Here is a 19,648-nt window from a genome sequence, read left to right on the forward strand (position 1 = left end):
TCCTTTCATAAATTGTATTTTATTTCGCTAACAATCTCTTGATATGCTTCATTATTGATAAAATCTTTTTGTTTCGGACTATTTACAAAAGCATCTCCCCAATTTACCCCATTCTCATATTTAGGAACAATATGCATGTGAAGATGAGAAACAAGATCACCGTAAATACCATAATTAATTTTTTTTGGTGCAAAAGCATTTTTTAATGCTCTTGCACTCGTAGATATATCTTCCATAAAGAACTTTCTTTCTTGTTCTGTTAATTCATAAATTTCTTTCTTATGTTGATTAAAGGCGAGGATGCATCTACCTGTATGTGTTTGATCTCTATTGAGATATAATGTAGAGACTTCCAGAGATTTTATCTCAATCATTAAGTCTTTCAACTCTTCATTTTTTGTACAATAGAAACAATCGTTATGCATTCTTTTCATCCGTTTCTGGATCACAATCTATCATGACATGAATCGTATCCGCTTTGTGCGTATTTCTCGTTTCAAAAGCTTCATCCACTCTTTTTAAAGGATAAATATGCGTTATCGTTTCTTCTGTATTTACTAACCCATCTAAAACAAGCTGTAAACCTTGCTCAAAGTATCTTCTATTATCAATATCCCGCTTAGGTTCCGTAGAATAAATATCTAATCTTTTCTTATGCATTTTAAAGAAATCAATTGGTGCATGGCATGTTCCGATGCATCCATACATCACAATTCTTCCATTTTGTGCAGCTGCATCAATAGCATCTACCATACCAGAGCCTTCTAATAAACAAGGAATAACAATATCAAACCCTTCTGGGAAATCATCTCCTACAATATCCATTGTTTTTGAATCTGAACTAGGGAGTTTATACGTATGTGTTGCTCCATATTTTTTTGCTAATTCTAATTTTTCATCAAATAAATCAGTTACTACTAGATTTTTAGGGCTATATAATTTAATTACTTGAGTTAATGCTAAACCGCTTACACCTTGTCCCATAATTAATACATTCTTATTAGGAGAAATATTTGCATTCTCTGCAGCTGAAATTAACGCTGGAATAACTTCAATTAACGAACCTTCAATAAGCGGCAAATCTTTAGGAAGAACTTTCACTGAAAATGGTTCACAACAAACATATTCTGCAAATGCTCCCCATACATATCTTAAAGCAACATGATCCCCTTCTTTCAAGCCAAGAATGTTGTTACCAACTTTATCAATCACTCCAGCAACCTCATGTCCTAGTCTAGTAGGATACGTAACAAATTCTGGCTCTCTATTTCCTCTAAAAACTTCTACATCACTTCCACAAATACCAACCCACTTAATTTTTATTCTTACTTCTCCTTCCGCAGGTTCCGGTATCTTTGCTCTTTTTACCTCTATTTTTTTCTTATCAGTCATCACAGCACACATTTGTGTCCCCGGACCATCATGTTCTACTAAATCCATTTTAGGTACTGTCATCTTTGTAACCATTTTAAAAAACTCCTTTCAATTTTTGTAAGCACTTTCAATTACATGTTTATCATAAGATAGTAATTATCTGTTTACAATATCGAGAATTCAAGTAATTTTAACGAAAATTCAGATTGGAACTGATTTATATATTCCTTCATAAAATTAGCAGCTATATTTATACATGGAGATTACATATTTTTTGATTCTATAATCCCTTTATTGGTTACTTAACTATTGTATTTAACGGTTATACAGCTGAAATATAGACATTATAGTTGAGTTTTCGTTAAAAGAATCTTTATTATCATCATTCAGTTTGTATTATTTTTTCTGTATAATATTAAAAAATATGTATAGAAAGGAATGATTTAGATGGTGAGTCGACAAGAATATGAGGAAATTCGCAGTGAGGTTTTAAATTATTTTAGAAAGTGTAATATTACATTAAATTCTCAAGAAAAAAATCAGATAGAGGTTGCAGATTTTGGACTAGGTAGAATCAAAGAATTAGGTCTACAACTTATAGAGTATGTGAACACAGAACGAGTCTGTGCAAAAGATTTAGTTTTATTACCTTATCAAATTTGTCCAGAGCATCGTCACCCGCCTATAGGAGATACAGAAGGCAAAGAAGAAACATTTCGGTGTCGTTTTGGAACCGTTTACCTTTATCTGGATGGCAAAAAAACAAAAAACCCTAAGATACAAGTTCCTCAAGACAAACAAGATACATTTACCGTTTGGAACGAAATTATTCTTCACCCTGGTGATCAATATACAATTTATCCAAACACATCACATTGGTTTGCATCCGGGCATGAAGGCGCTGTTATAACAGAATTTTCAACAAAAAGCACAGACGAAAATGATATATTTACTGATCCTGCGATTAAACGATTGCCTGTTATTGAAGATTGATAAATAACGGATAATTGAGACTTAATCACGCATGACTAAAAGGAGGGTAAATAAAAAAGATATGAAATATGTCATTGGAATAGATTTAGGAACCAGTGCAGTAAAACTTTTATTAGTAAACATTGATGGCAATGTTATAAAAGAAATATCAAAAGCATATCCTTTAGCTCAAGAAAAATCTGGATATAGCGAACAAGATCCCGAAGATTGGGTACAACAAACCATCTCTGGCTTACAAACTTTACTGGAACAATTTGATGGAGACGTAAAAGATATTGAAGGAATTAGTTTTTCCGGTCAAATGCACGGTCTGGTTTTATTAGACCGGCATAAAAAGGTTATCCGTCCAGCTATTTTATGGAATGACACACGAACCACAAAAGAGTGCAAAGAAATCATGAAACGTATAGGTCATGATAAACTTTTGCAAACAACAAAGAATATCGCTTTAGAAGGATTTACTCTTCCAAAACTACTGTGGGTAAAAAAGAATGAACCTGACCATTATAGGAAAGCATCACTTTTTGTTTTACCAAAAGATTATCTTCGCTTTCGTATCACAGAAAAATTGCATATGGATTATTCCGATGCTGCCGGTACACTTCTTTTGGATATTGAAAATCAAGAATGGAGTAAAGATATTTGTCATGCATTAGATGTTGATAGCAACTTATGCCCTCCACTTGTCACAGCGGATGAAAATATTGGAACCATCTCAAGTTCCTTTGCTGACATGACTGGATTAAGCGAACATACAAAAGTCTTTGCAGGAGGGGCAGATAATGCTTGCGGGGCCATTGGTGCAGGGATATTAGAAGAAGGGAAAACAATGGTTAGTATAGGAACTTCCGGGGTAGTCCTTTCCTATGAGGAAAGCGAGAAGAAAAACTTTGATGGAAAAGTTCATTACTTTAACCATGCTGCTCCAGATGCTTATTATACAATGGGAGTGACATTAGCAGCCGGGCATAGTTTTTCTTGGTTTAAGAACACTTTTGCTAAAGAAAAAGATTTTGATTTTTTAATGAAAGAAGCGGATGCTGTTCCTGTTGGAGCAAATGGACTGCTCTTTGCTCCATTTCTCGTTGGCGAAAGGACACCTTATATTGATTCAACGATAAGAGGTAGCTTTATCGGCATTGATAGTAGTCATGAAATGAAACACTTCGCAAGAGCAGTAATTGAAGGAATAACTTTTTCTTTGAATGAATCTATAGAGATATTTCGAGAAAACGGAAAAAGGATAGATACAATCATCTCAATTGGTGGCGGCGCGAAGAGTCATACATGGTTACAAATACAAGCGGATATATTTGACACCAAAGTTATCAAGTTAAACAGCGAACAAGGCCCTGGTATGGGTGCTGCAATGCTGGCTGCTTCTGGTGTTGGGTGGTTTTCAACATTAAAAGAGTGTGCGGATACATTTTTAGAGAGACAAATCACTTTTGAACCTATTCAAGAAAATGTAAAAAAATATCGAGCACTCTTTCAACAGTATCGATGCATCTATCCATCTACTAATGAAATCAATTCCGAACTGATGACTTATCGAAATGAATAAAAAGCAGATTCTTTTTAAACCTAGCTTGTAGAGAATGAAATATTTTCTCTTCAAGCTTTTTCTATTGTAGAACTAGAGTAAGGATAATTTTAATTAAAATCCATAAGTTAAAAAATCTATCCCAACATGGGATTGAAATTTTAAGTTGTCCTGAACCGTGTGTTAACATTCATTTTCTGAATAAAGTGCACCTTGTTTCCCAGAAGTTTTTACTAACTTTTTATCCCACGCCTTAGCCTACATTGGTTCTCCTTGTATTACTGATTTAGAAGGCTCACAGCCAGTTAACTTGCGGTGAAAATCAAAAACACCAAATAAACAATCGGAATACTGACAACCGAAAGAAGTGTAGAGAAAAAGACAACTACCGCCGAAAATTCCATATCTCCCCCATATACTTGTGCGTACATACTTATTGTTGCCGGACTCGGCGTCGCGGAAAGCAAACATGCTATCATAAATAATTCAAATGGAAGCTTAAATAACAGCAATGGCAAAAAAAAGACAATGGGATAAATAAACAATCGAATCATTACAGCAATATAAACAAAAATATCCTTCATATAGGCAAGGACTTTGGCATACGTTACGGTGGAAATCATCATGCCAATCATAATCATGGATAAAGGTACTGTCATTTGCCCAATAGTAGCTATAGGATCCATGATAAAAGCCGGAAACTGAACAGGGAAAATAAATAAGATAAAACCAGCTATCGTTGCTAAAAAGCCGGGATTTTTTAAGATAAACATCGTTTTGGAAACAGGAAGTCCTTCTGGATTCATAATATAAATCGCATATGTCCACATCAGGACATAATAAATCAGATTAAATACCGAAGCGAACAGGACTCCCTCCTGCCCAAATAGCTGCAGGATAATCACCATGCCGATAAACCCTTGATTCCCAAATAAAATTACATTTTCGAATACAGCGCTTCGGTTCACCGGCAGCGTTAGTTTTTTCGTGATAAACCTGCTTACAAAAAGGGTCCCTCCCATGATATAGATGGAAAGGACGAACATAATAAGGGCGCCATAAGCTTGTTCATATTGGAAGGGCATATGCATAGAACTAATTATTAGACAAGGTAAAGCAATATATAATAATAAGGTCGTGAATGAACGCTGACCCTGTTCAGAAATCAGTCCCTTACGTCTGATTATCCACCCGATGGCGACAATAATATAAAGCGAACCAATTTCATACGCTAGTGTAAATAAAGTATCCATGCCCCTCCGCCTTCCTCTTTAACGTATCGTTACAGATTATTCATCTAGAGAGGAAGGTGTGATAGGTGACTATGCTTTACCGCTATTCCGGTATTGCATTAAATCCTTATTTACTTGTCTCGTAGAACCATAAACAGACTTATACAGTTTAAACAATTCCTTATACTTCTCTACATTTTCCGGAATAGGCTCCACCCTTTTTGCATCCTCCAGAAAAACAGAAGCACATTCCTGCAGTGTTTCAAACCACCCTGCTCCATAAGCTGCCAGCATCGCCGCTCCCATTCCCGGTCCTTGCTCACTATTCGGCTTTATTACTGCAGCATCGAATACATCTGCCTGAATTTGCAGCCATAGCTCACTTTTGGCTCCGCCGCCAATGGCGATAACCTTATCAATCACTTTTCCATGCTCCCGGAAAATTTCTACCGATTCATTTAAAGAAAATGTAATTCCTTCAATTACTGCTCTGGTAAAATGCTTGCGCTCATGTGAGCTGTCCATGCCAATAAAGCTGCCGCGTATGGAGGCGTCCACATGGGGTGTACGTTCTCCAGCAAGATAAGGTGTGAATAAAAGTCCGTTTGCTCCTGCCGGTACATCCTTTGCTTCCTTTATAAGGTCGTCAAACGTCCGTTCTTTTGCAAAGGTGTTCTTAAACCAGGATAAACTGTGACCTGCAGAAAGTGTCACCCCCATCGTATAATAAGCATCTGGAGCAGCATGGTTCATGTAATGCACTTTTCCTTCAAACGATTTATCTCCATTCGCTTCATAGGAGACAACAACACCGGAAGTACCGATACTGACCATCGTTTTTCCTTCTTCCAATATACCGGAACCAATCGCTCCACAAGCATTATCAGCTCCTCCTGCAAACACTTTCATTTCTTCTGACAAACCGGTTTTTTCTGCTATTTCTCTCTTGAAGCTCCCAACCATTTCATGAGAAGGAACCAGCTGCGGACACAAATCAGGATGAATATCTAAGGCTTCACAGATTTCCTTGCTCCATGAGCGCTTCTTTATATCTAATAAAAGGGTGCCTGCAGCATCTGAATAATCCATATGTAATTGACCAGTCAGGCGAAAACGCAAATAATCCTTCGGCAATAAAAACAGCTTTGCTTTTGCGTAATTTTCAGGCTCATGCTTTCTAACCCATAAAATTTTAGTTAATGTAAAACCTTCTAAGGCCATATTTTTTGGTATTTCTAAAAGCGTATCCTCTCCAACACACGTTGTAATTTCCCGGCATTCTGCAGTAGTGCGCGTATCGTTCCATAAAATAGCCGGGCGGATTACCTCGTGACTATCATCCACTAAAACAAGACCATGCATTTGCCCGGAAAAGCTGATTCCTTCAATATCAGATAAATTCCCAGAAAATCGATCTGTCAGCTCCGTCAGGCCGGCTATTGCCTGCTCTACCCAGTCTTCCGGATTTTGTTCACTATACCCTGCTTTTTCCTGCATCAATGGATATTCCTTCGATACCTCTTGAACTACTTTTCCCTTCTGATTGACCAAAAGCAACTTTACCGCACTGGTCCCTAAATCCACACCGATAACATACTTCACTGCTTCATCACCCTTCCTCTCCCTTATAACAAAAGCCACTTCTTTATTAAAAAAGAAAAAAGGACGAATCATTCATCCGCCCTCTGCAATTCTTATTTCCACCAATCATTATAAATAGAAGCAATCGGCTCCCGCTTATGCATCGTTTTGATATAGTGGCCTTCAATAACTTCTCTTGCTTCTTGAGATATTTCTTTTCCTTCTAAATAATCATCCACTTCTTCATACGTAACACCTAATGCTTCTTCATCAGCTAAGGCCGGACGGTCATCCTCTAAATCTGCAGTCGGTTTTTTCAAATAGAGATGCTCCGGACAGCCTAACGCTTTCAGCAGTTGTTTTCCCTGACGCTTATTTAACCCTTCCAGGGGTGCCAGATCACAAGCTCCGTCTCCATGCTTGGTGAAGAACCCGGTAATTGCTTCTGCGGCGTGATCGGTTCCTAATACAAAGCAGTTATGCACCCCTGCGATGCTATATTGCGCCTTCATGCGTTCTCTTGCTTTTTCATTCCCTTTTAGAAAATCGCTGATAACGACTCCTCCAGCACGCAATGCTTTTTCACTTGCATCTACTGCTTCCTTAATATTAACTGTCAGCACTTTCGAAGGCTGAATAAATTCAATCGCATCTGCTACATCATCTGCATCGCCTTGCTTTCCATATGGAAGCTCCACACCAATAAATTGATACGTTTCTCCTTCCTCTTCCTGATTCAATTCATCTATTGCCAATTGAGCCAGTTTCGAAAGCAAGGTAGAATCCTGTCCCCCCGATATTCCAAGGACAAAGCCATTGGCAAAACTAAATTTCTGCAAATATTCCTTCATAAAATCAATACGGAGACGAATTTCTTCCTTCGGGTCGATTTCTGGCTTTACATGTAATGCGTTGATAACGGATTGCTGTAATTCACTCATTCCTAAACACTCCTTTATTCGAAAACGTCGAATTCACTTATTCTTAGCAAACCAGCAGCTTTCACTTGGCATACAAACATTTCACTGCGGTAAAAAAACAGAAAGTTTATCCGTATTCCGATAAAATCAATGATTCTAATCTTGTTTTAGCTGTTTCTTCACATTTTCAATATGCTCCATCTTACTATTCCATAGTTTGATACTTAAATCGACTGGATATTCAGCCGGATAGTTTGTCCGCTTATATTCATCCCAGAAAAGCTGAAGCTGGCTCTTTGCGTAATTCTGTACTTGGAGAAGACTTGGACATTCATAGACAAGGTCACCGTCGACAGCAATATCAAGATGCAGGTTTACTGCGTCAAAATTAGAAACCATTTTTTTATAATACGTATGAATCGGGTGGAAAAGCATAATTTCCTCTTCCTGATTCGGATCTTCATCCTCTAATGTCAGGTAGTCCCCTTCTGTATGGTGGTTTCCCTTATTAATAATCCGATACACTTTTTTCTTGCCTGGTGTGGTCATCTTTTCCGGGTTTCCGGACAATTTAATGGTATCTACCATTTCTCCATGCTCATCCTCAATCGATACAAGTTTATAAACCGCTCCCAGCGCAGGTTGGTCATATGCCGTAATCAATTTTGTGCCGATTCCCCATACATCGATTTTCGCATGCTGAGCTTGCAGACTGGCGATGGTATATTCATCTAAGTCATTGGAGACGTAAATTTTTGCATCCTTGAATCCAGCCTCATCCATCATTCTTCTGGCTTCCTTCGACAAATAAGCTAGGTCGCCGCTGTCAATCCGGATCCCTTTAAAATCAATAGTATCCTCTAATTCTTGAGCAACTTTAATCGCATTCGGCACGCCCGAATTGAGTGTATCGTATGTATCTACTAAAAAGACACATTCACGATGACGCTCTGCATATTTTTTAAAGGCGGTATATTCATCTCGATAAGCCTGAACCATCGAATGGGCATGTGTTCCGGATACAGGGATTCCAAATAGCTTGCCTGCCCGGACATTACTGGTTGCATTGAATCCGCCAATATACGCCGCTCGCGTTCCCCACACGGCTGCATCCATCTCCTGTGCTCTGCGTGTTCCAAATTCCATCACCGGGTTATCTCTGACCAGCTGCCTGATGCGCGAAGCTTTCGTCGCAATCAGTGTTTGGTAGTTCACAATGTTTAATAAAGCAGTCTCTAATAATTGTGCTTCTGCTAACGGCGCCTCCACACGGATAATCGGCTCATTCGCAAAAACAACCTCTCCTTCATGCATGGATTTCAACGATCCGGTAAAACGAAGCTGACGCAAATAATCGAGAAAATCTTCTTTATAGCCGAGTTCCTGTAAATAGGTTAAATCCGATTCACTGAAGCGGAAATTATGTAAATACTCGATAATTCTTTCTAAACCGGCATATACGCCATAGCCGTTTCCAAAAGGGAGCTTGCGAAAGTATAAATCAAACACAGCATTACGCTGATGTACATCATCATACCAATACGTTTCAGCCATGTTTATTTGATAAAGATCTGTATGCAGCATTAAGCTGTCATCTATATAATTCATTTCCGATTTCCTCCTGTGGTTTATCACGGATGACTGTCCGTAAATCTCCCTCCTCCAAGTAGAAGGGGAATAATTAAATCTGCTTAGGCGAGACCTCATTTTCTGAACAACTCCGCCTGATCCAGTGAGAGAAAAGCAAAGCTCTCACGGAATGAAGTTTCGTTTTATACGTCTTCTATTTTATTACCAAATAGTTGAGAAAACAACATAATCGTTAAATTGATATAACTGGGACGGCCTGAATGAATTCCGTTCCGTTTTCTTTAAGTTTCCATGCTGATCGACAACTTTTTCTAAAAAAGGTAATTTGGGAGCTTTTCCAAAAAATACAGATGTGTTTGTGATTCTGGAATGATTGGATACCGTCATCAGTACACGCTGTAATTCAGATAAAGTAAATTCATTAGGCAGAAAGTTTTTAGCAATGGTGGAATGAAGCATATCCCATTCAATTAAGGATACAGCATCTGCAATTATTTGTTCGTGATCGAACGCTAATGCAAGCTCACCTATCTCATCCAATGAGAACAACCCAACTTCCGCTGCATCATCCGCCGCTTCTCGTTTTTCAAGCTGAAATTCCGGTACAATGGCATAATGCGCATTGGATATAATCCAGCCGCGCGGGTCTCTTCCCCATGCATCGTACGTGCCGAAATGCTTTAAGAATACATTTTCTACGCCTGTTTCTTCCTTTAATTCTCTCGTTGCTGCCTGTAAAGCAGTTTCCCTTTTTTCCGCATCCACAAACCCTCCGGGCAACGCCCATTTGTCGGGTTCAATATTAGGTTTTCCCTCTGCATTCATTTTAGCCCGTTTGATTAATAAAAGCTTTAATCTTTTTTGAGGCGGCTCTTTTTTGCGTTGTTCCCTGGGTTCAGCATTCTCTGAAACAATGGTAAATACGGCAATATCACTCGTATAACCGTCTGGTGTAATATACTTTGATTTCTCCTCCACCATCATTTTTCACCTCCAATGGATATCATTATCAGTAATTTGTAATTTTATAATTACTAAATATTATAGCTAAAAGAATACCGATGTCAACTGTTGAAGCTCCAGACTTATTTTCCATAACAAAAGCTGAAAAGAATGGCCCCTTCATAAGATCCTGCTTCATTCTCTCCAGCTTTTTTAATTATGCTTTCGTTTTTTTCGGGAAAAAGGTATACGACCAGGAATAAATAAAATCAACGATAAAGATAAGCCCCCAAAGCTTGGACATGCTAAACGCTGTTTCACTGGCATACGGGGACTGCCGATAATCATCCACTTCCACCCAAGTCAAATCCGTTAAATAATCCACAATTCCTGCTGTCCCACCCAGTCCATAAATCCACAACACTGCTTGTACAATGATAAAAATAACCAGATGAATCATTGCACTCATACGATTTTTACGGGCAATATATTTTGTATCCTGCTGGCGCTCCATTACCTGCATATCTTTTTCCGTTAATAAGGAAACACCGCGCCACTTACCAATCGTTTGCCGCATCCAGCGGTCAAGACGTTTAAAATCTGCGATACCAAAAGTACAGGCATAGAGCACAAAAAGCATAACGATAATCTGGAAAGTGCTGATTTCTCCGGTGATTTGATAAATGTAGAGAGCCAGCCCTGCTTCAAAAATAAACAAAGCTAAAAATAAACTGATGAAGATGACGCTTAACTTTTTCTGATTCAGCAAGTATCTCGTTAATCCAAATAATAAGAGCATAACAACAGAAAGAATCTCCGCTGCGATAAATAATTCCCACTGGTAGGTTAAAAGTGCTTCTTGCATGGCTTATCTCCTTTTTGTAAATACCTTTTATCACGAGGAATCGTCCGTAAAATTCCCGCCTCAAAATACAGAGTAGAAATCAATTTATTCTGACGGGAGATGAACAGCCTCTGAATCACTCATCTACTTTCTGTGAGAAAAAACCAAAAATTCTCACAGAATAACGTTTCGTTTTATAGTATTTACGCAAGAGCACCAGAAAAGATTCATGTATATAAAAAAATCGGGAAAACGCTTCCCCGATTTTTTTCAGCAGAATCAATCCGCTGCATATTTAACTACTGCATCATGCAAGAGAGAAACAACCTCTTTTTTCGCACGATTATTATAATATTTCGCAAATCGTTCATCTGCCATATACATTTGTACCAAGCCTTTATGAGCCTCAACGGAATAATTCGGCCAAGAATACAGCAGCCATTCTTTATGAAGTTCATACACTTCCTTTGCTTCTGGTGTATCTAAATCCTTCGTCTCTGCCAGCTGCTCCAGCTTCCTAAATAATTCATCTTCTATCCGCTGCATTTCCTGAAAATCTGTCTCACTGAGGTTCATAAATTTTTTATTCGATTTTTCTATTGTTTCCTCTCCATATTTTTCTCTGATTTCTTCGCCATATAACCGTTCATTCTCTTCCAGGCGTTCTTTCTTAAATCCTTCAAATTTTTCTTCCGCTGTCATCGTAATCTCTCCCTTTGTATGTTGAATTGTTTTTTTCACGGTAGCTAACAATCGGTTTATCTTTTCTTTTTCATCCTCTAATTTTTGCTGATGCTCTTCCAAGGCAGTGAGCGTATGAAATGCAGGATTATCTAATACAGATTGAATCTGCTCCAGCTTCATCCCTAAGGAACGATAAAGAAGAATCTGCTGCAACCGATTTAATTCCTTGTCTTCATAGAGACGATATCCTGCATCCGAATGCTCCGCCGGCTTTAATAAATCAATTTGATCATAATACCGGAGTGTGCGTGTGCTGATACCAGACATGTCAGCTACTTGTTTGATGGTGTATTTCATCTCGTTTGCCCTCCTTTCATTTTTTAGTATAGAGATTTACGCAGCGTCAAGGTCAATACCTTTTTTACTTATTTAAAAACCCATCTCGATCAATTTGAGATGGGTTTATCTTACCTTATTTTAGATGATTTCATTAAAAATTTGTCCGCCATTTAAGTCAATAATCTTTAAACGGCTTGTTTCTTTGATAAAAATTGTTTTGTATTTTTTCTGATTAGCGTCATCACCAATAAATAGAATACGCTTATGCGGGTTATCCTCCACTACTTGGACAGATTCATTTCCAGATGGAATTTGATCCTGGATAATATCCATTTCTTCCTGCGTATTTGCACCTGTTTGCTCTTCCATAGTCACTGCTTCCTTATCTGCTGTGACTTCTTCCGCTTCTCCGGTATTAGCGTAGATTCCACTAAACAGTAATGCTCCTGCTGCCGTTGATAGTAAAATTGTCTTCATTGGTAAAAACCTCCTTAATTTCTTAACAATTACCAGTTTACTTGATGACTGCTTATAATGTCCTTAGAGAAAAATGAGAATTTGATGAGAAGCCTCAGCGTTTATTTTCATGGGGATAGGGGAAAAAAGATAGTAAGCTGCTTTTCTTTAACAAGCTTTTTATGTAACAGTCCTCTCAACAAAGCATAATTATTTCTTACGTACCAAAGCGATATAAATCATTCAAATTAAAAAATACAATCGGAGGAACGACAATGAACAAAGTATACGATGCAGTCGGTATTGGAATTGGTCCATTTAACTTAAGTCTTGCTGCTTTAACAAATGATCTTCAGGATGCAGACATCTTATTTTTGGAACAGGAAGCTTCTTTTGACTGGCATCCTGGAATGTTGATTGAGGGGATGGACCTGCAGACACCTTTTATTGCAGATCTGGTAACTTTAGCAGACCCGACCAATCGTTTTTCTTATTTAAATTATCTCCATGAGCATAATCGGATATATCAATTTTACTTTTTTAACCGTTTCACCATCCCAAGAGAAGAGTACAATACTTATTGTAAATGGGTCTCTTCCAGACTAGATAACTGTCAGTTCGGACAGCGTGTAACGGATGTATCAGCTATGCCGGATGAATCTTGTTATAAGGTTACAGCCCGATCTACAGAAGATGAAAGTGAACGAAGCTATTATGCAAAACATATTATTTTAGGGACGGGCAGCATCCCGAATATTCCAGAAGCGCTGCAGGGCTTTCCAGAAGAGGATATCACACATACCAGCCGTTACATGTATCTTAAAAACACCTTAAAGCAGGGGAATTCCATTACGGTCGTCGGTTCTGGTCAAAGCGCTTCAGAGGTGTTCTATGATTTGTTACAAGACCAAAAAGAAGGGGCTTATGATTTAACCTGGTTTACCCGTTCCAGCGGAATTTTTCAAAAAGAGGATACAGGACTCGGAAAGGAGGTATTCTCTCCAGAGTATGTTGATTACTTTTATAACCTGCCGTTAAGAGACAGGATGGAGTCGCTTGAAAATTTAAGCACTATCCGAAACGGCGTCGATCCTAAACTCTTAGAAAAAATTTATGAGCTGCTTTATAACCGTTCCATCGAATCGCCTTTACAGCAAATCACGATTCAAACAAACACAGCAGTAAACACGATGGAGCCCGGCGACAATTCTCAAAACAGAGCCTATAGCCTGCAATGTGAACAATGGCAAAAAGGAGAAAAATTTACTTACCCGGCGGATAAAGTAATTCTGGCAACTGGATATAAGCCGCATCTTCCTGATTGGCTCGAGAACTTCTATGAATACATAGAGTGGGAGGATGAAAAAAGATTTCGTGTAACTGCGGATTATCGGCTTGTTTTTAAAGACTCCCGTAAAAATCAAATATATACGTTGACCAATATTGAACATTCTCATGGTTCCAGTGCAACAAACTTAGGTTTATCGGTATTGCGAAATCAAAAAATCATTAATTCGATTGCCGGCAAAGAAATCTATCCTATACCGCAGCAAGCAGTCTTTCAGCAATTCGAAATGAAAAAATTATACTAATATCAAAAGATGCCAAACGCGTTGGAACAGCGTTTGGCATCTTTTTCACTGCTCCAAGTCCATTTCCAGACGTACCATATCGATGACCTGTATCCCATTTTCAAAAATCGGCTCTTCATAATGCCGCAAAAAGAAATTACGGTCAATGGAAACCATCCGGAATCCGCATTTTTGATATAGTGCCAGCTGCGCAACTCCTGAGTTCCCTGTTCCAATTTCTATCGTACGGTACCCTTGCTGTTTCGCTGTCTGAATCGCATGCAAGACCAGTTTCTTTCCCAAACCTTGTCCATGACAAGCTTCCTCCACAGCAACATTGACTAGCTCCGCGGTATCTGGTCTGGTCGGCAGAAGAACGTATACACCAACCACCTTTTCCTCTTTCTCCAGCACATAGCAAGCTCCTCTGGTAGTATAATCACGGATCAGCCTTTCTGATGGATCCGCAAGCAATAATAAGTTCATAGGCAATGCTTCCCCGCTATGCAATAGACGAATCATATTTTCACTTCCTCTTTTGATAAAATAAGCTTGTTTCTTTCTTGTGATTCTTCTAGTATTAAGAATTATACACTGAATTTAAGTATACCAACTTTTCAGATTCAAAGGAGATTAAAATGGATGTCACCACTGTCATATTGACCGTCATAATGATGGGGCTTATTTTATTTATTGGAGCCTTGGTAGCTCTTAAAAACACGATTACATATGAAGCAAAACAGCTGTTCATGAGCGTAATTATCAATGTCGCCGTTCCATTTATTATTTTAAACGGCGTCTTCAATACCGATTTAACAGACGATGTATTGCATCAGGTTATTCTGATGTTTATTTGCAGTGTCAGTTTTAACGTTTTGGCTGTCGGTATTTGCTTTTTGTTTGGAAAAATTATCGGCTTTTCCATGACAAAATCAAAGCAGCTTGCTTTACTTGCGGCTATTGGAAATTCCGGTTTTATCGGCATTCCGTTATGTGCTGCCATCTTCGGTCCAACCGGCGGGCTGCTTGCTGCTATTTTTGATGCAGGACTGGACGTTGTTGTCTTTTCGCTGGGAATCTATCTATTGCAAAACAATAATCATTTTGAATGGAGACACTTAAAGGCGCTCGTGAATATGCCGTTAATAGCTATCAGCTTCGGGCTTATTTTTGCCTTCAACGGCTGGGGAGCCCCTGTTTTATTTAAAGATTTAGCCAGCATGCTCTCTGCACTGGCGGCTCCCATGGCGATGCTCTATGTCGGTTTTAGTCTGCCAGACCTTTTCCGCAGCAAGCAGCCGTTATTTTTTCGTGAATTATGGATGCCTTTGGTGTGGAAATTGCTTATTCTTCCAATCATGGTGATGATTATTCTGTCCTTCTTGCCACTGGAGACATTACTCAAAAATATCTTAGTCATCCTTGCTTGCATGCCAACCTTTATGCTTTCTGCGGTTCTCTTTTCCCGCTATACGGATAAAGAGCAGGAAGCTGTCGTTACATCGGTATTTTCTACCATACTCGCTTTAGGAACAATTCCGTTTATCGCCTGGCTGTCCGCCTTTTGGATTGGTTGATACGCAGGCTAATATATACTGCAGCACCTAAAATAAATGAAAGCAGACGAATATGCCTCCATGGACGTCTGCTTTCATTCTATTTTTTCGTCATGATAAACCAATTGGAAGACACGATGAGGATGATGAAAATACAAATCAATCCAACCACATGAAAACCGGGAACCTTCGATATTATGCCCAGTATAATAGCAAAGATTCCAACGATATAAATAGGAACACATTTCGGATTTGCAGTCACTTCTACGTTATCTCCATCACTTACCGTCAGAGGTTTGCTCCGGAGAAAGGATTGATTAACAGCAATTTCCGCTGTATCTCCCTCGAAGATGGCAACAGTAATATCATTGTTTTTTAGTTTGCCCTGAAATTCCCCATTCACTTTTACCTTTACACTGGACAGTCCGCCCAATAAACCGGTACTTCTACTTATGTAAACCTCCATTCATGTACTCCTTCCACTATTTTTGAATATACTGGGAATTCTAACAAGGAATACATGTCGTCAACAGGTACAATAGAACTAAGCTCTTTCTCTAGAATGCAAAAAATAGAAAGCCGCTCTTTGAAAAGAACGACCTTCTAAGTTTAAAAAATTAGCAGGCTTACGAAGACACCAGCTCTAACCTTCCGCCTGCATCGCCTCTTCTTTTGTAGCTTCCACCGTGCCAAACGGATGATGAGGCGGGGCATAAATCGTATAAAGCTTTATAGCTTCATCCCCTGTATTCGTAATATTATGCCATGTGCCAGCAGGAACCATTATCGCACTGTCTTCTTCCACCTGCTGTCTAATTGTCAGATTATCCTGCCGATTTCCCATCTGTACCGTTCCGCTTCCTTCTTCAATCCGTATAAATTGATCGGTATCCGGATGGACCTCTAAGCCAATATCTCCTCCTGCCGGGATGCTCATTAATGTAACCTGCAGATGTTCTCCTGTCCACAAAGCAGTCCGGTAATTCGTATTGTCTTCCGCTGCGTTTTCAATATCAATCACGAAAGGATTTCCGCCATGATCAGTAACTCTGGAAGCTATTGTATTCCCTTGATTATTTTCTAAATATCCGGCTAAATGGCTTGCAATTTGGTAATCTGTCATCGCGAGCTGATAAAGCAGCTGCCGGGAATACGGTTCATTTACTTGCCCGCTTTTATGATAGTTTTCTTCATAGCCCTGCCTGGCATGATCATACACGTCCTCGATATGATTATTTCTCTCCTGATGATGCTCTGACTGTCTCCTATCTAGCTGTTTCCCGGTAAAATAGTGATAAACCTGCTCCAGACCTGTAGCGATTTGATTTCTGGATTGGACAGCATACACAAGTCCTTGTGCCGATGCGTCATTTCTAAACTGATCTGCTATTTGAAAATACATTGGTAGTGCTGATGCCTCTCGCTGTAAGGTTTCCTCTATGATATTAGCTGTCTGTTCATCATACGGATGTCCTTGGTTTCCATTCGAATCCATTCGATCCATTTGCTGCTGGTAAATAGGGTGATAATACATATGGGTCTGTTCCCTGCCTTTCCTTAATCTCCTATCAGCATATGACCATAAATGAAAAATGGAACCCAAAAAAAGAAGACATTGACAAATATCTTCTTCATCCATATTTCATTACACTATACCCAACTATTCTTTATACGCTCTGCTTTGCTTTCTTCTCCGCAGCAATCATCAAAAACATCGGTCTGCGCCATTCATGCTTCATCGCCGGCTCCCTCTCAAGCATTTCCTTTGAAGGTACTGACTCTTCCACACGTAAAATCTCAAATCCTGTTTGGATTAAATCGTTCATAAAAACAGACATCGGACGATGATATTTTATGACTGTTTCATTTAAAAAAGATGCTTCTCTTTTTCCTTCTATTTGATAATTATCCACTGGCCAATATAATGGATTCTTACTCGTTTGATCATATATCCAGTCCTGTTCTTTTCTTGCCGTAAAAATGGGATGCTCCACAGAAAACACAAAGCTTCCGCCTGGCTTCAATATCGTATGCACTTTTTCACATACACTGGAAAAGGACTTAATATAATGCAGGGCAAGCGAGCTGATAACAGTATCCATCGAGCTTTTAGAAAAATCGATGTCCTCTATAGCTTGATGCAGATATACAATCCCTGAATCATTGGTCAGTTCCTCTGCATGCGCAAGCATCCGTTCAGATATATCTGTTCCTGTCACAGATGCTGCGCCCTTCTCCCGTGCATAACGACTATGCCAGCCAAATCCACAACCTAAATCTAAGACATTTTTTCCCTGGAAATCCGGCAGCATTTCTTTTAATATATGCCATTCACCGGCTCCTTCCAGCCCTTGTTTCGACCGGTCCATTTCCGCATATGCTTGAAAAAATGATTTATCATCATATTTGTTTTGTTTCAACGTGTCACTTCCTTTCCACCCTGTATATTATAATCGTCTATATAACGAAAAAAAAGCATATCTATTTAAAAACATGCTTTATTCTTGAAAATTATGTACCTGACAGCAACCTTATACAAATCTAAAAATAGATAAGGTGTACCGCCAGATTAAATATATTGAAGTTAATTGATTCTTATGAAATCCAAGAAGAAAGTAATGAGGATGGAAAACAACGGTTACAAATTATAAAATCTTTTCATACCTGCAATGATCATGATTTGTGCCCTTATAATCATAGCCAAAGTTTTTATAAATTTGGTTTAGTTTCTTATTGCTTTCTACACAGTCTAAACGAATCCGGCGCATTCCCTGCGTCTTCGTATATGCTTCCATCCATTCGACAATAGGTCTTCCTAAGCCGCGTCCAATATGATCATAGTCTACGGACAAGCGGTGCATATAAAACGCATCTTCGCTGGATTGTCCCCAAATGTTTTTATCCCAAGGGGTCTGCATTTCATTTAGTGTGAACGTAGCAATAATCTCATCGCCTTCTTTAACAACAAAGGTAGCTCCATCTTCAACAGACTGTCTTACTTCCGGATCTTCCTCATCCTGATCAAGGAATTCCCACTGCTTTAAACGGCTTTTCTTCAGCCATGTTGTTACACCCTTTAGCAGGCGGAGTATAGCTTTCATATCTTCCTTTTGTGCAATATACACATCTAGCTCCTGATTAATAGATCCAACTTTATTCGACATACCTCTACCTCCTTATACCCTTTGCTATACATTCGACATGAAAATTAAAAATTCCTCCTTTTTTATAAAAAAAATTCAAATTAAAGTAATCATTATCTCTTTCCAGATATTCCAATCCGTCATTTATCCCTTGGTTTTATTGCGAATCTCAATTTGTTTAGCAATACAGAATTTCACAATATGTGACCTGGTTCCTTCTCGCATATCAATAAATTGCAGCGCATTTTTATACATGCTATTCGATTGTTTTATCACATTCACAACACTGCCTTTGAATACAATTTTCTGCTGGGTATCCTTTGTTTTCAAATACAATGTTCCTTCGACCTTATCGCCTATTTCAACGATTTTAGACTGCGTCAGAAAAGCAGCTCCCCCGCCGCTTATATCGTGGGTAGTAACGGTTATACTTTCCCCTTCGGCTTCCTCTTCGTTCGGATTTGCATCTTCTGCAGAAGGCAGTGTCAAATCCATATCCAGCATGACTTTCACACGGAAAAATTGCCTTCTTTGCACTACTTTAATTGCATCTAAAGAGGGGTTCGTAATGGCGATTTTTCCGTTTTGCTGAAGATGTAATTGGGAAGAGAAGTTACAGAGCCCTTTTTTATCATCATGAAAACAGACTGTAACCATCATGCCGTTTTCAATCAGCATAGGTACATTCTGTTTATTGACAGGTCTTTGAATCAGCAGCTCAGACTCATTGCGAATGAGCTGTGTATAGTATGTTTTTCCCTCTGATGTTACCAGTTCAAGTAATTGGCCATTCCAAAATTCTGTATATGCTTCGTTGCTCATAATAAATCCCCCTTTTCTCCGTTACTTTAAATAGATCATGTTCATCCTTCAATTCATT

General features: G+C 38.8%; 20 protein-coding genes. 4 read left to right on the forward strand and 16 right to left on the reverse strand.

Features of this window, described 5'->3' with window-relative positions:
* Positions 1 to 5: 5 nt before the first annotated feature.
* Both ACW0TQ_RS01895 and ACW0TQ_RS01900 read right to left on the reverse strand, forming a co-directional pair.
* On the reverse strand, positions 6 to 425 hold the full coding sequence (locus tag ACW0TQ_RS01895; protein WP_455725281.1) for an HIT family protein: 420 nt from the start codon (positions 423 to 425) through the stop codon (positions 6 to 8).
* A complete protein-coding gene (locus ACW0TQ_RS01900; RefSeq protein ID WP_193064051.1) occupies positions 418 to 1,467 on the reverse strand; it encodes a zinc-dependent alcohol dehydrogenase in 1,050 nt (349 codons plus the stop codon). The genes ACW0TQ_RS01895 and ACW0TQ_RS01900 overlap by 8 nt, the downstream gene beginning before the upstream one ends.
* A 354-nt stretch (positions 1,468 to 1,821) precedes the next feature.
* Between ACW0TQ_RS01900 and ACW0TQ_RS01905 the strand changes: the two genes are divergently transcribed.
* Positions 1,822 to 2,367: a D-lyxose/D-mannose family sugar isomerase gene (locus tag ACW0TQ_RS01905; RefSeq protein ID WP_455725282.1), complete on the forward strand. Its 546-nt coding sequence runs from the start codon at positions 1,822 to 1,824 to the stop codon at positions 2,365 to 2,367.
* A 61-nt stretch (positions 2,368 to 2,428) separates the two neighbouring features.
* The gene (xylB, locus tag ACW0TQ_RS01910) at positions 2,429 to 3,931 is read left to right on the forward strand and encodes a xylulokinase (protein WP_193065199.1); all 1,503 of its coding nucleotides are present in this window, start codon (positions 2,429 to 2,431) and stop codon (positions 3,929 to 3,931) included.
* 284 nt (positions 3,932 to 4,215) lie between these two features.
* Here xylB (ACW0TQ_RS01910) and ACW0TQ_RS01915 read toward each other — a convergent pair whose 3' ends face one another.
* From ACW0TQ_RS01915 to ACW0TQ_RS01950, 8 genes are all read right to left on the reverse strand, one after another.
* Complete coding sequence (locus ACW0TQ_RS01915; RefSeq protein ID WP_193065198.1) at positions 4,216 to 5,163, reverse strand: AEC family transporter; 948 nt, start codon at positions 5,161 to 5,163, stop codon at positions 4,216 to 4,218.
* 69 nt (positions 5,164 to 5,232) lie between these two features.
* The gene (gene xylB / locus ACW0TQ_RS01920) at positions 5,233 to 6,744 is read right to left on the reverse strand and encodes a xylulokinase (RefSeq protein WP_042535988.1); all 1,512 of its coding nucleotides are present in this window, start codon (positions 6,742 to 6,744) and stop codon (positions 5,233 to 5,235) included.
* A 92-nt stretch (positions 6,745 to 6,836) separates the two neighbouring features.
* Entirely contained in the window at positions 6,837 to 7,664 is an 828-nt protein-coding gene (gene nadE, locus ACW0TQ_RS01925) for an NAD(+) synthase (protein ID WP_042531870.1), read from the reverse strand.
* 135 nt (positions 7,665 to 7,799) lie between these two features.
* Positions 7,800 to 9,251 carry a nicotinate phosphoribosyltransferase gene (locus ACW0TQ_RS01930; RefSeq protein ID WP_042531868.1) on the reverse strand — a complete coding sequence of 484 codons (1,452 nt, stop codon included), beginning with the start codon at positions 9,249 to 9,251 and terminating at the stop codon, positions 7,800 to 7,802.
* A 183-nt stretch (positions 9,252 to 9,434) separates the two neighbouring features.
* Positions 9,435 to 10,217 carry an NUDIX domain-containing protein gene (locus tag ACW0TQ_RS01935; protein WP_455725283.1) on the reverse strand — a complete coding sequence of 261 codons (783 nt, stop codon included), beginning with the start codon at positions 10,215 to 10,217 and terminating at the stop codon, positions 9,435 to 9,437.
* A 175-nt stretch (positions 10,218 to 10,392) separates the two neighbouring features.
* Positions 10,393 to 11,040: a hypothetical protein gene (locus tag ACW0TQ_RS01940; protein WP_455725284.1), complete on the reverse strand. Its 648-nt coding sequence runs from the start codon at positions 11,038 to 11,040 to the stop codon at positions 10,393 to 10,395.
* A 258-nt stretch (positions 11,041 to 11,298) separates the two neighbouring features.
* Entirely contained in the window at positions 11,299 to 12,060 is a 762-nt protein-coding gene (locus tag ACW0TQ_RS01945) for a MerR family transcriptional regulator (RefSeq protein ID WP_289584979.1), read from the reverse strand.
* Positions 12,061 to 12,180: 120 nt separating this feature from the next.
* On the reverse strand, positions 12,181 to 12,519 hold the full coding sequence (locus ACW0TQ_RS01950) for a hypothetical protein (RefSeq protein WP_052484972.1): 339 nt from the start codon (positions 12,517 to 12,519) through the stop codon (positions 12,181 to 12,183).
* Positions 12,520 to 12,773: 254 nt separating this feature from the next.
* On the opposite strand from ACW0TQ_RS01950, the gene ACW0TQ_RS01955 reads away from it, so the two are divergent.
* On the forward strand, positions 12,774 to 14,090 hold the full coding sequence (locus ACW0TQ_RS01955; RefSeq protein WP_042531860.1) for a lysine N(6)-hydroxylase/L-ornithine N(5)-oxygenase family protein: 1,317 nt from the start codon (positions 12,774 to 12,776) through the stop codon (positions 14,088 to 14,090).
* Between the two features lie 45 nt (positions 14,091 to 14,135).
* Here the strand turns inward: ACW0TQ_RS01955 and ACW0TQ_RS01960 are convergent, their stop codons facing one another.
* Positions 14,136 to 14,591 (reverse strand): GNAT family N-acetyltransferase, encoded by a 456-nt coding sequence (locus ACW0TQ_RS01960; protein WP_212928660.1) that lies wholly within the window; start codon positions 14,589 to 14,591, stop codon positions 14,136 to 14,138.
* Positions 14,592 to 14,707: 116 nt separating this feature from the next.
* Here ACW0TQ_RS01960 and ACW0TQ_RS01965 point away from each other — a divergent pair, with 116 nt between their 5' ends.
* The gene (locus ACW0TQ_RS01965; protein ID WP_042531856.1) at positions 14,708 to 15,646 is read left to right on the forward strand and encodes an AEC family transporter; all 939 of its coding nucleotides are present in this window, start codon (positions 14,708 to 14,710) and stop codon (positions 15,644 to 15,646) included.
* A 79-nt stretch (positions 15,647 to 15,725) separates the two neighbouring features.
* Here the strand turns inward: ACW0TQ_RS01965 and ACW0TQ_RS01970 are convergent, their stop codons facing one another.
* The 5 genes from ACW0TQ_RS01970 to ACW0TQ_RS01990 form a co-directional block, all read right to left on the reverse strand.
* Complete coding sequence (locus ACW0TQ_RS01970) at positions 15,726 to 16,091, reverse strand: hypothetical protein (RefSeq protein WP_052484971.1); 366 nt, start codon at positions 16,089 to 16,091, stop codon at positions 15,726 to 15,728.
* A 177-nt stretch (positions 16,092 to 16,268) separates the two neighbouring features.
* Complete coding sequence (locus ACW0TQ_RS01975; RefSeq protein WP_455725285.1) at positions 16,269 to 17,159, reverse strand: cupin domain-containing protein; 891 nt, start codon at positions 17,157 to 17,159, stop codon at positions 16,269 to 16,271.
* A 133-nt stretch (positions 17,160 to 17,292) separates the two neighbouring features.
* Positions 17,293 to 18,045 carry a class I SAM-dependent methyltransferase gene (locus ACW0TQ_RS01980; RefSeq protein ID WP_193065192.1) on the reverse strand — a complete coding sequence of 251 codons (753 nt, stop codon included), beginning with the start codon at positions 18,043 to 18,045 and terminating at the stop codon, positions 17,293 to 17,295.
* Between the two features lie 225 nt (positions 18,046 to 18,270).
* On the reverse strand, positions 18,271 to 18,789 hold the full coding sequence (locus ACW0TQ_RS01985; RefSeq protein ID WP_256705681.1) for a GNAT family N-acetyltransferase: 519 nt from the start codon (positions 18,787 to 18,789) through the stop codon (positions 18,271 to 18,273).
* Positions 18,790 to 18,912: 123 nt separating this feature from the next.
* On the reverse strand, positions 18,913 to 19,590 hold the full coding sequence (locus ACW0TQ_RS01990; protein ID WP_256705680.1) for a flagellar brake protein: 678 nt from the start codon (positions 19,588 to 19,590) through the stop codon (positions 18,913 to 18,915).
* Positions 19,591 to 19,648: the final 58 nt, after the last annotated feature.

This window comes from Oceanobacillus sp. M60, assembly GCF_053839645.1.

Bases quoted from the DNA above. Each gene is read 5' to 3' on its own strand.
- ACW0TQ_RS01895 (WP_455725281.1), bottom strand. From the start codon at position 425: ATGCATAACGATTGTTTCTATTGTACAAAAAATGAAGAGTTGAAAGAC.
- ACW0TQ_RS01900 (WP_193064051.1), bottom strand. From the start codon at position 1,467: ATGGTTACAAAGATGACAGTACCTAAAATGGATTTAGTAGAACATGAT.
- ACW0TQ_RS01905 (WP_455725282.1), top strand. From the start codon at position 1,822: ATGGTGAGTCGACAAGAATATGAGGAAATTCGCAGTGAGGTTTTAAAT.
- xylB (WP_193065199.1), top strand. From the start codon at position 2,429: ATGAAATATGTCATTGGAATAGATTTAGGAACCAGTGCAGTAAAACTT.
- ACW0TQ_RS01915 (WP_193065198.1), bottom strand. From the start codon at position 5,163: ATGGATACTTTATTTACACTAGCGTATGAAATTGGTTCGCTTTATATT.
- nadE (WP_042531870.1), bottom strand. From the start codon at position 7,664: ATGAGTGAATTACAGCAATCCGTTATCAACGCATTACATGTAAAGCCA.
- ACW0TQ_RS01930 (WP_042531868.1), bottom strand. From the start codon at position 9,251: ATGAATTATATAGATGACAGCTTAATGCTGCATACAGATCTTTATCAA.
- ACW0TQ_RS01935 (WP_455725283.1), bottom strand. From the start codon at position 10,217: ATGATGGTGGAGGAGAAATCAAAGTATATTACACCAGACGGTTATACG.
- ACW0TQ_RS01940 (WP_455725284.1), bottom strand. From the start codon at position 11,040: ATGCAAGAAGCACTTTTAACCTACCAGTGGGAATTATTTATCGCAGCG.
- ACW0TQ_RS01945 (WP_289584979.1), bottom strand. From the start codon at position 12,060: ATGAAATACACCATCAAACAAGTAGCTGACATGTCTGGTATCAGCACA.
- ACW0TQ_RS01950 (WP_052484972.1), bottom strand. From the start codon at position 12,519: ATGAAGACAATTTTACTATCAACGGCAGCAGGAGCATTACTGTTTAGT.
- ACW0TQ_RS01955 (WP_042531860.1), top strand. From the start codon at position 12,774: ATGAACAAAGTATACGATGCAGTCGGTATTGGAATTGGTCCATTTAAC.
- ACW0TQ_RS01960 (WP_212928660.1), bottom strand. From the start codon at position 14,591: ATGATTCGTCTATTGCATAGCGGGGAAGCATTGCCTATGAACTTATTA.
- ACW0TQ_RS01965 (WP_042531856.1), top strand. From the start codon at position 14,708: ATGGATGTCACCACTGTCATATTGACCGTCATAATGATGGGGCTTATT.
- ACW0TQ_RS01970 (WP_052484971.1), bottom strand. From the start codon at position 16,091: ATGGAGGTTTACATAAGTAGAAGTACCGGTTTATTGGGCGGACTGTCC.
- ACW0TQ_RS01975 (WP_455725285.1), bottom strand. From the start codon at position 17,159: ATGTATTATCACCCTATTTACCAGCAGCAAATGGATCGAATGGATTCG.
- ACW0TQ_RS01985 (WP_256705681.1), bottom strand. From the start codon at position 18,789: ATGTCGAATAAAGTTGGATCTATTAATCAGGAGCTAGATGTGTATATT.
- ACW0TQ_RS01990 (WP_256705680.1), bottom strand. From the start codon at position 19,590: ATGAGCAACGAAGCATATACAGAATTTTGGAATGGCCAATTACTTGAA.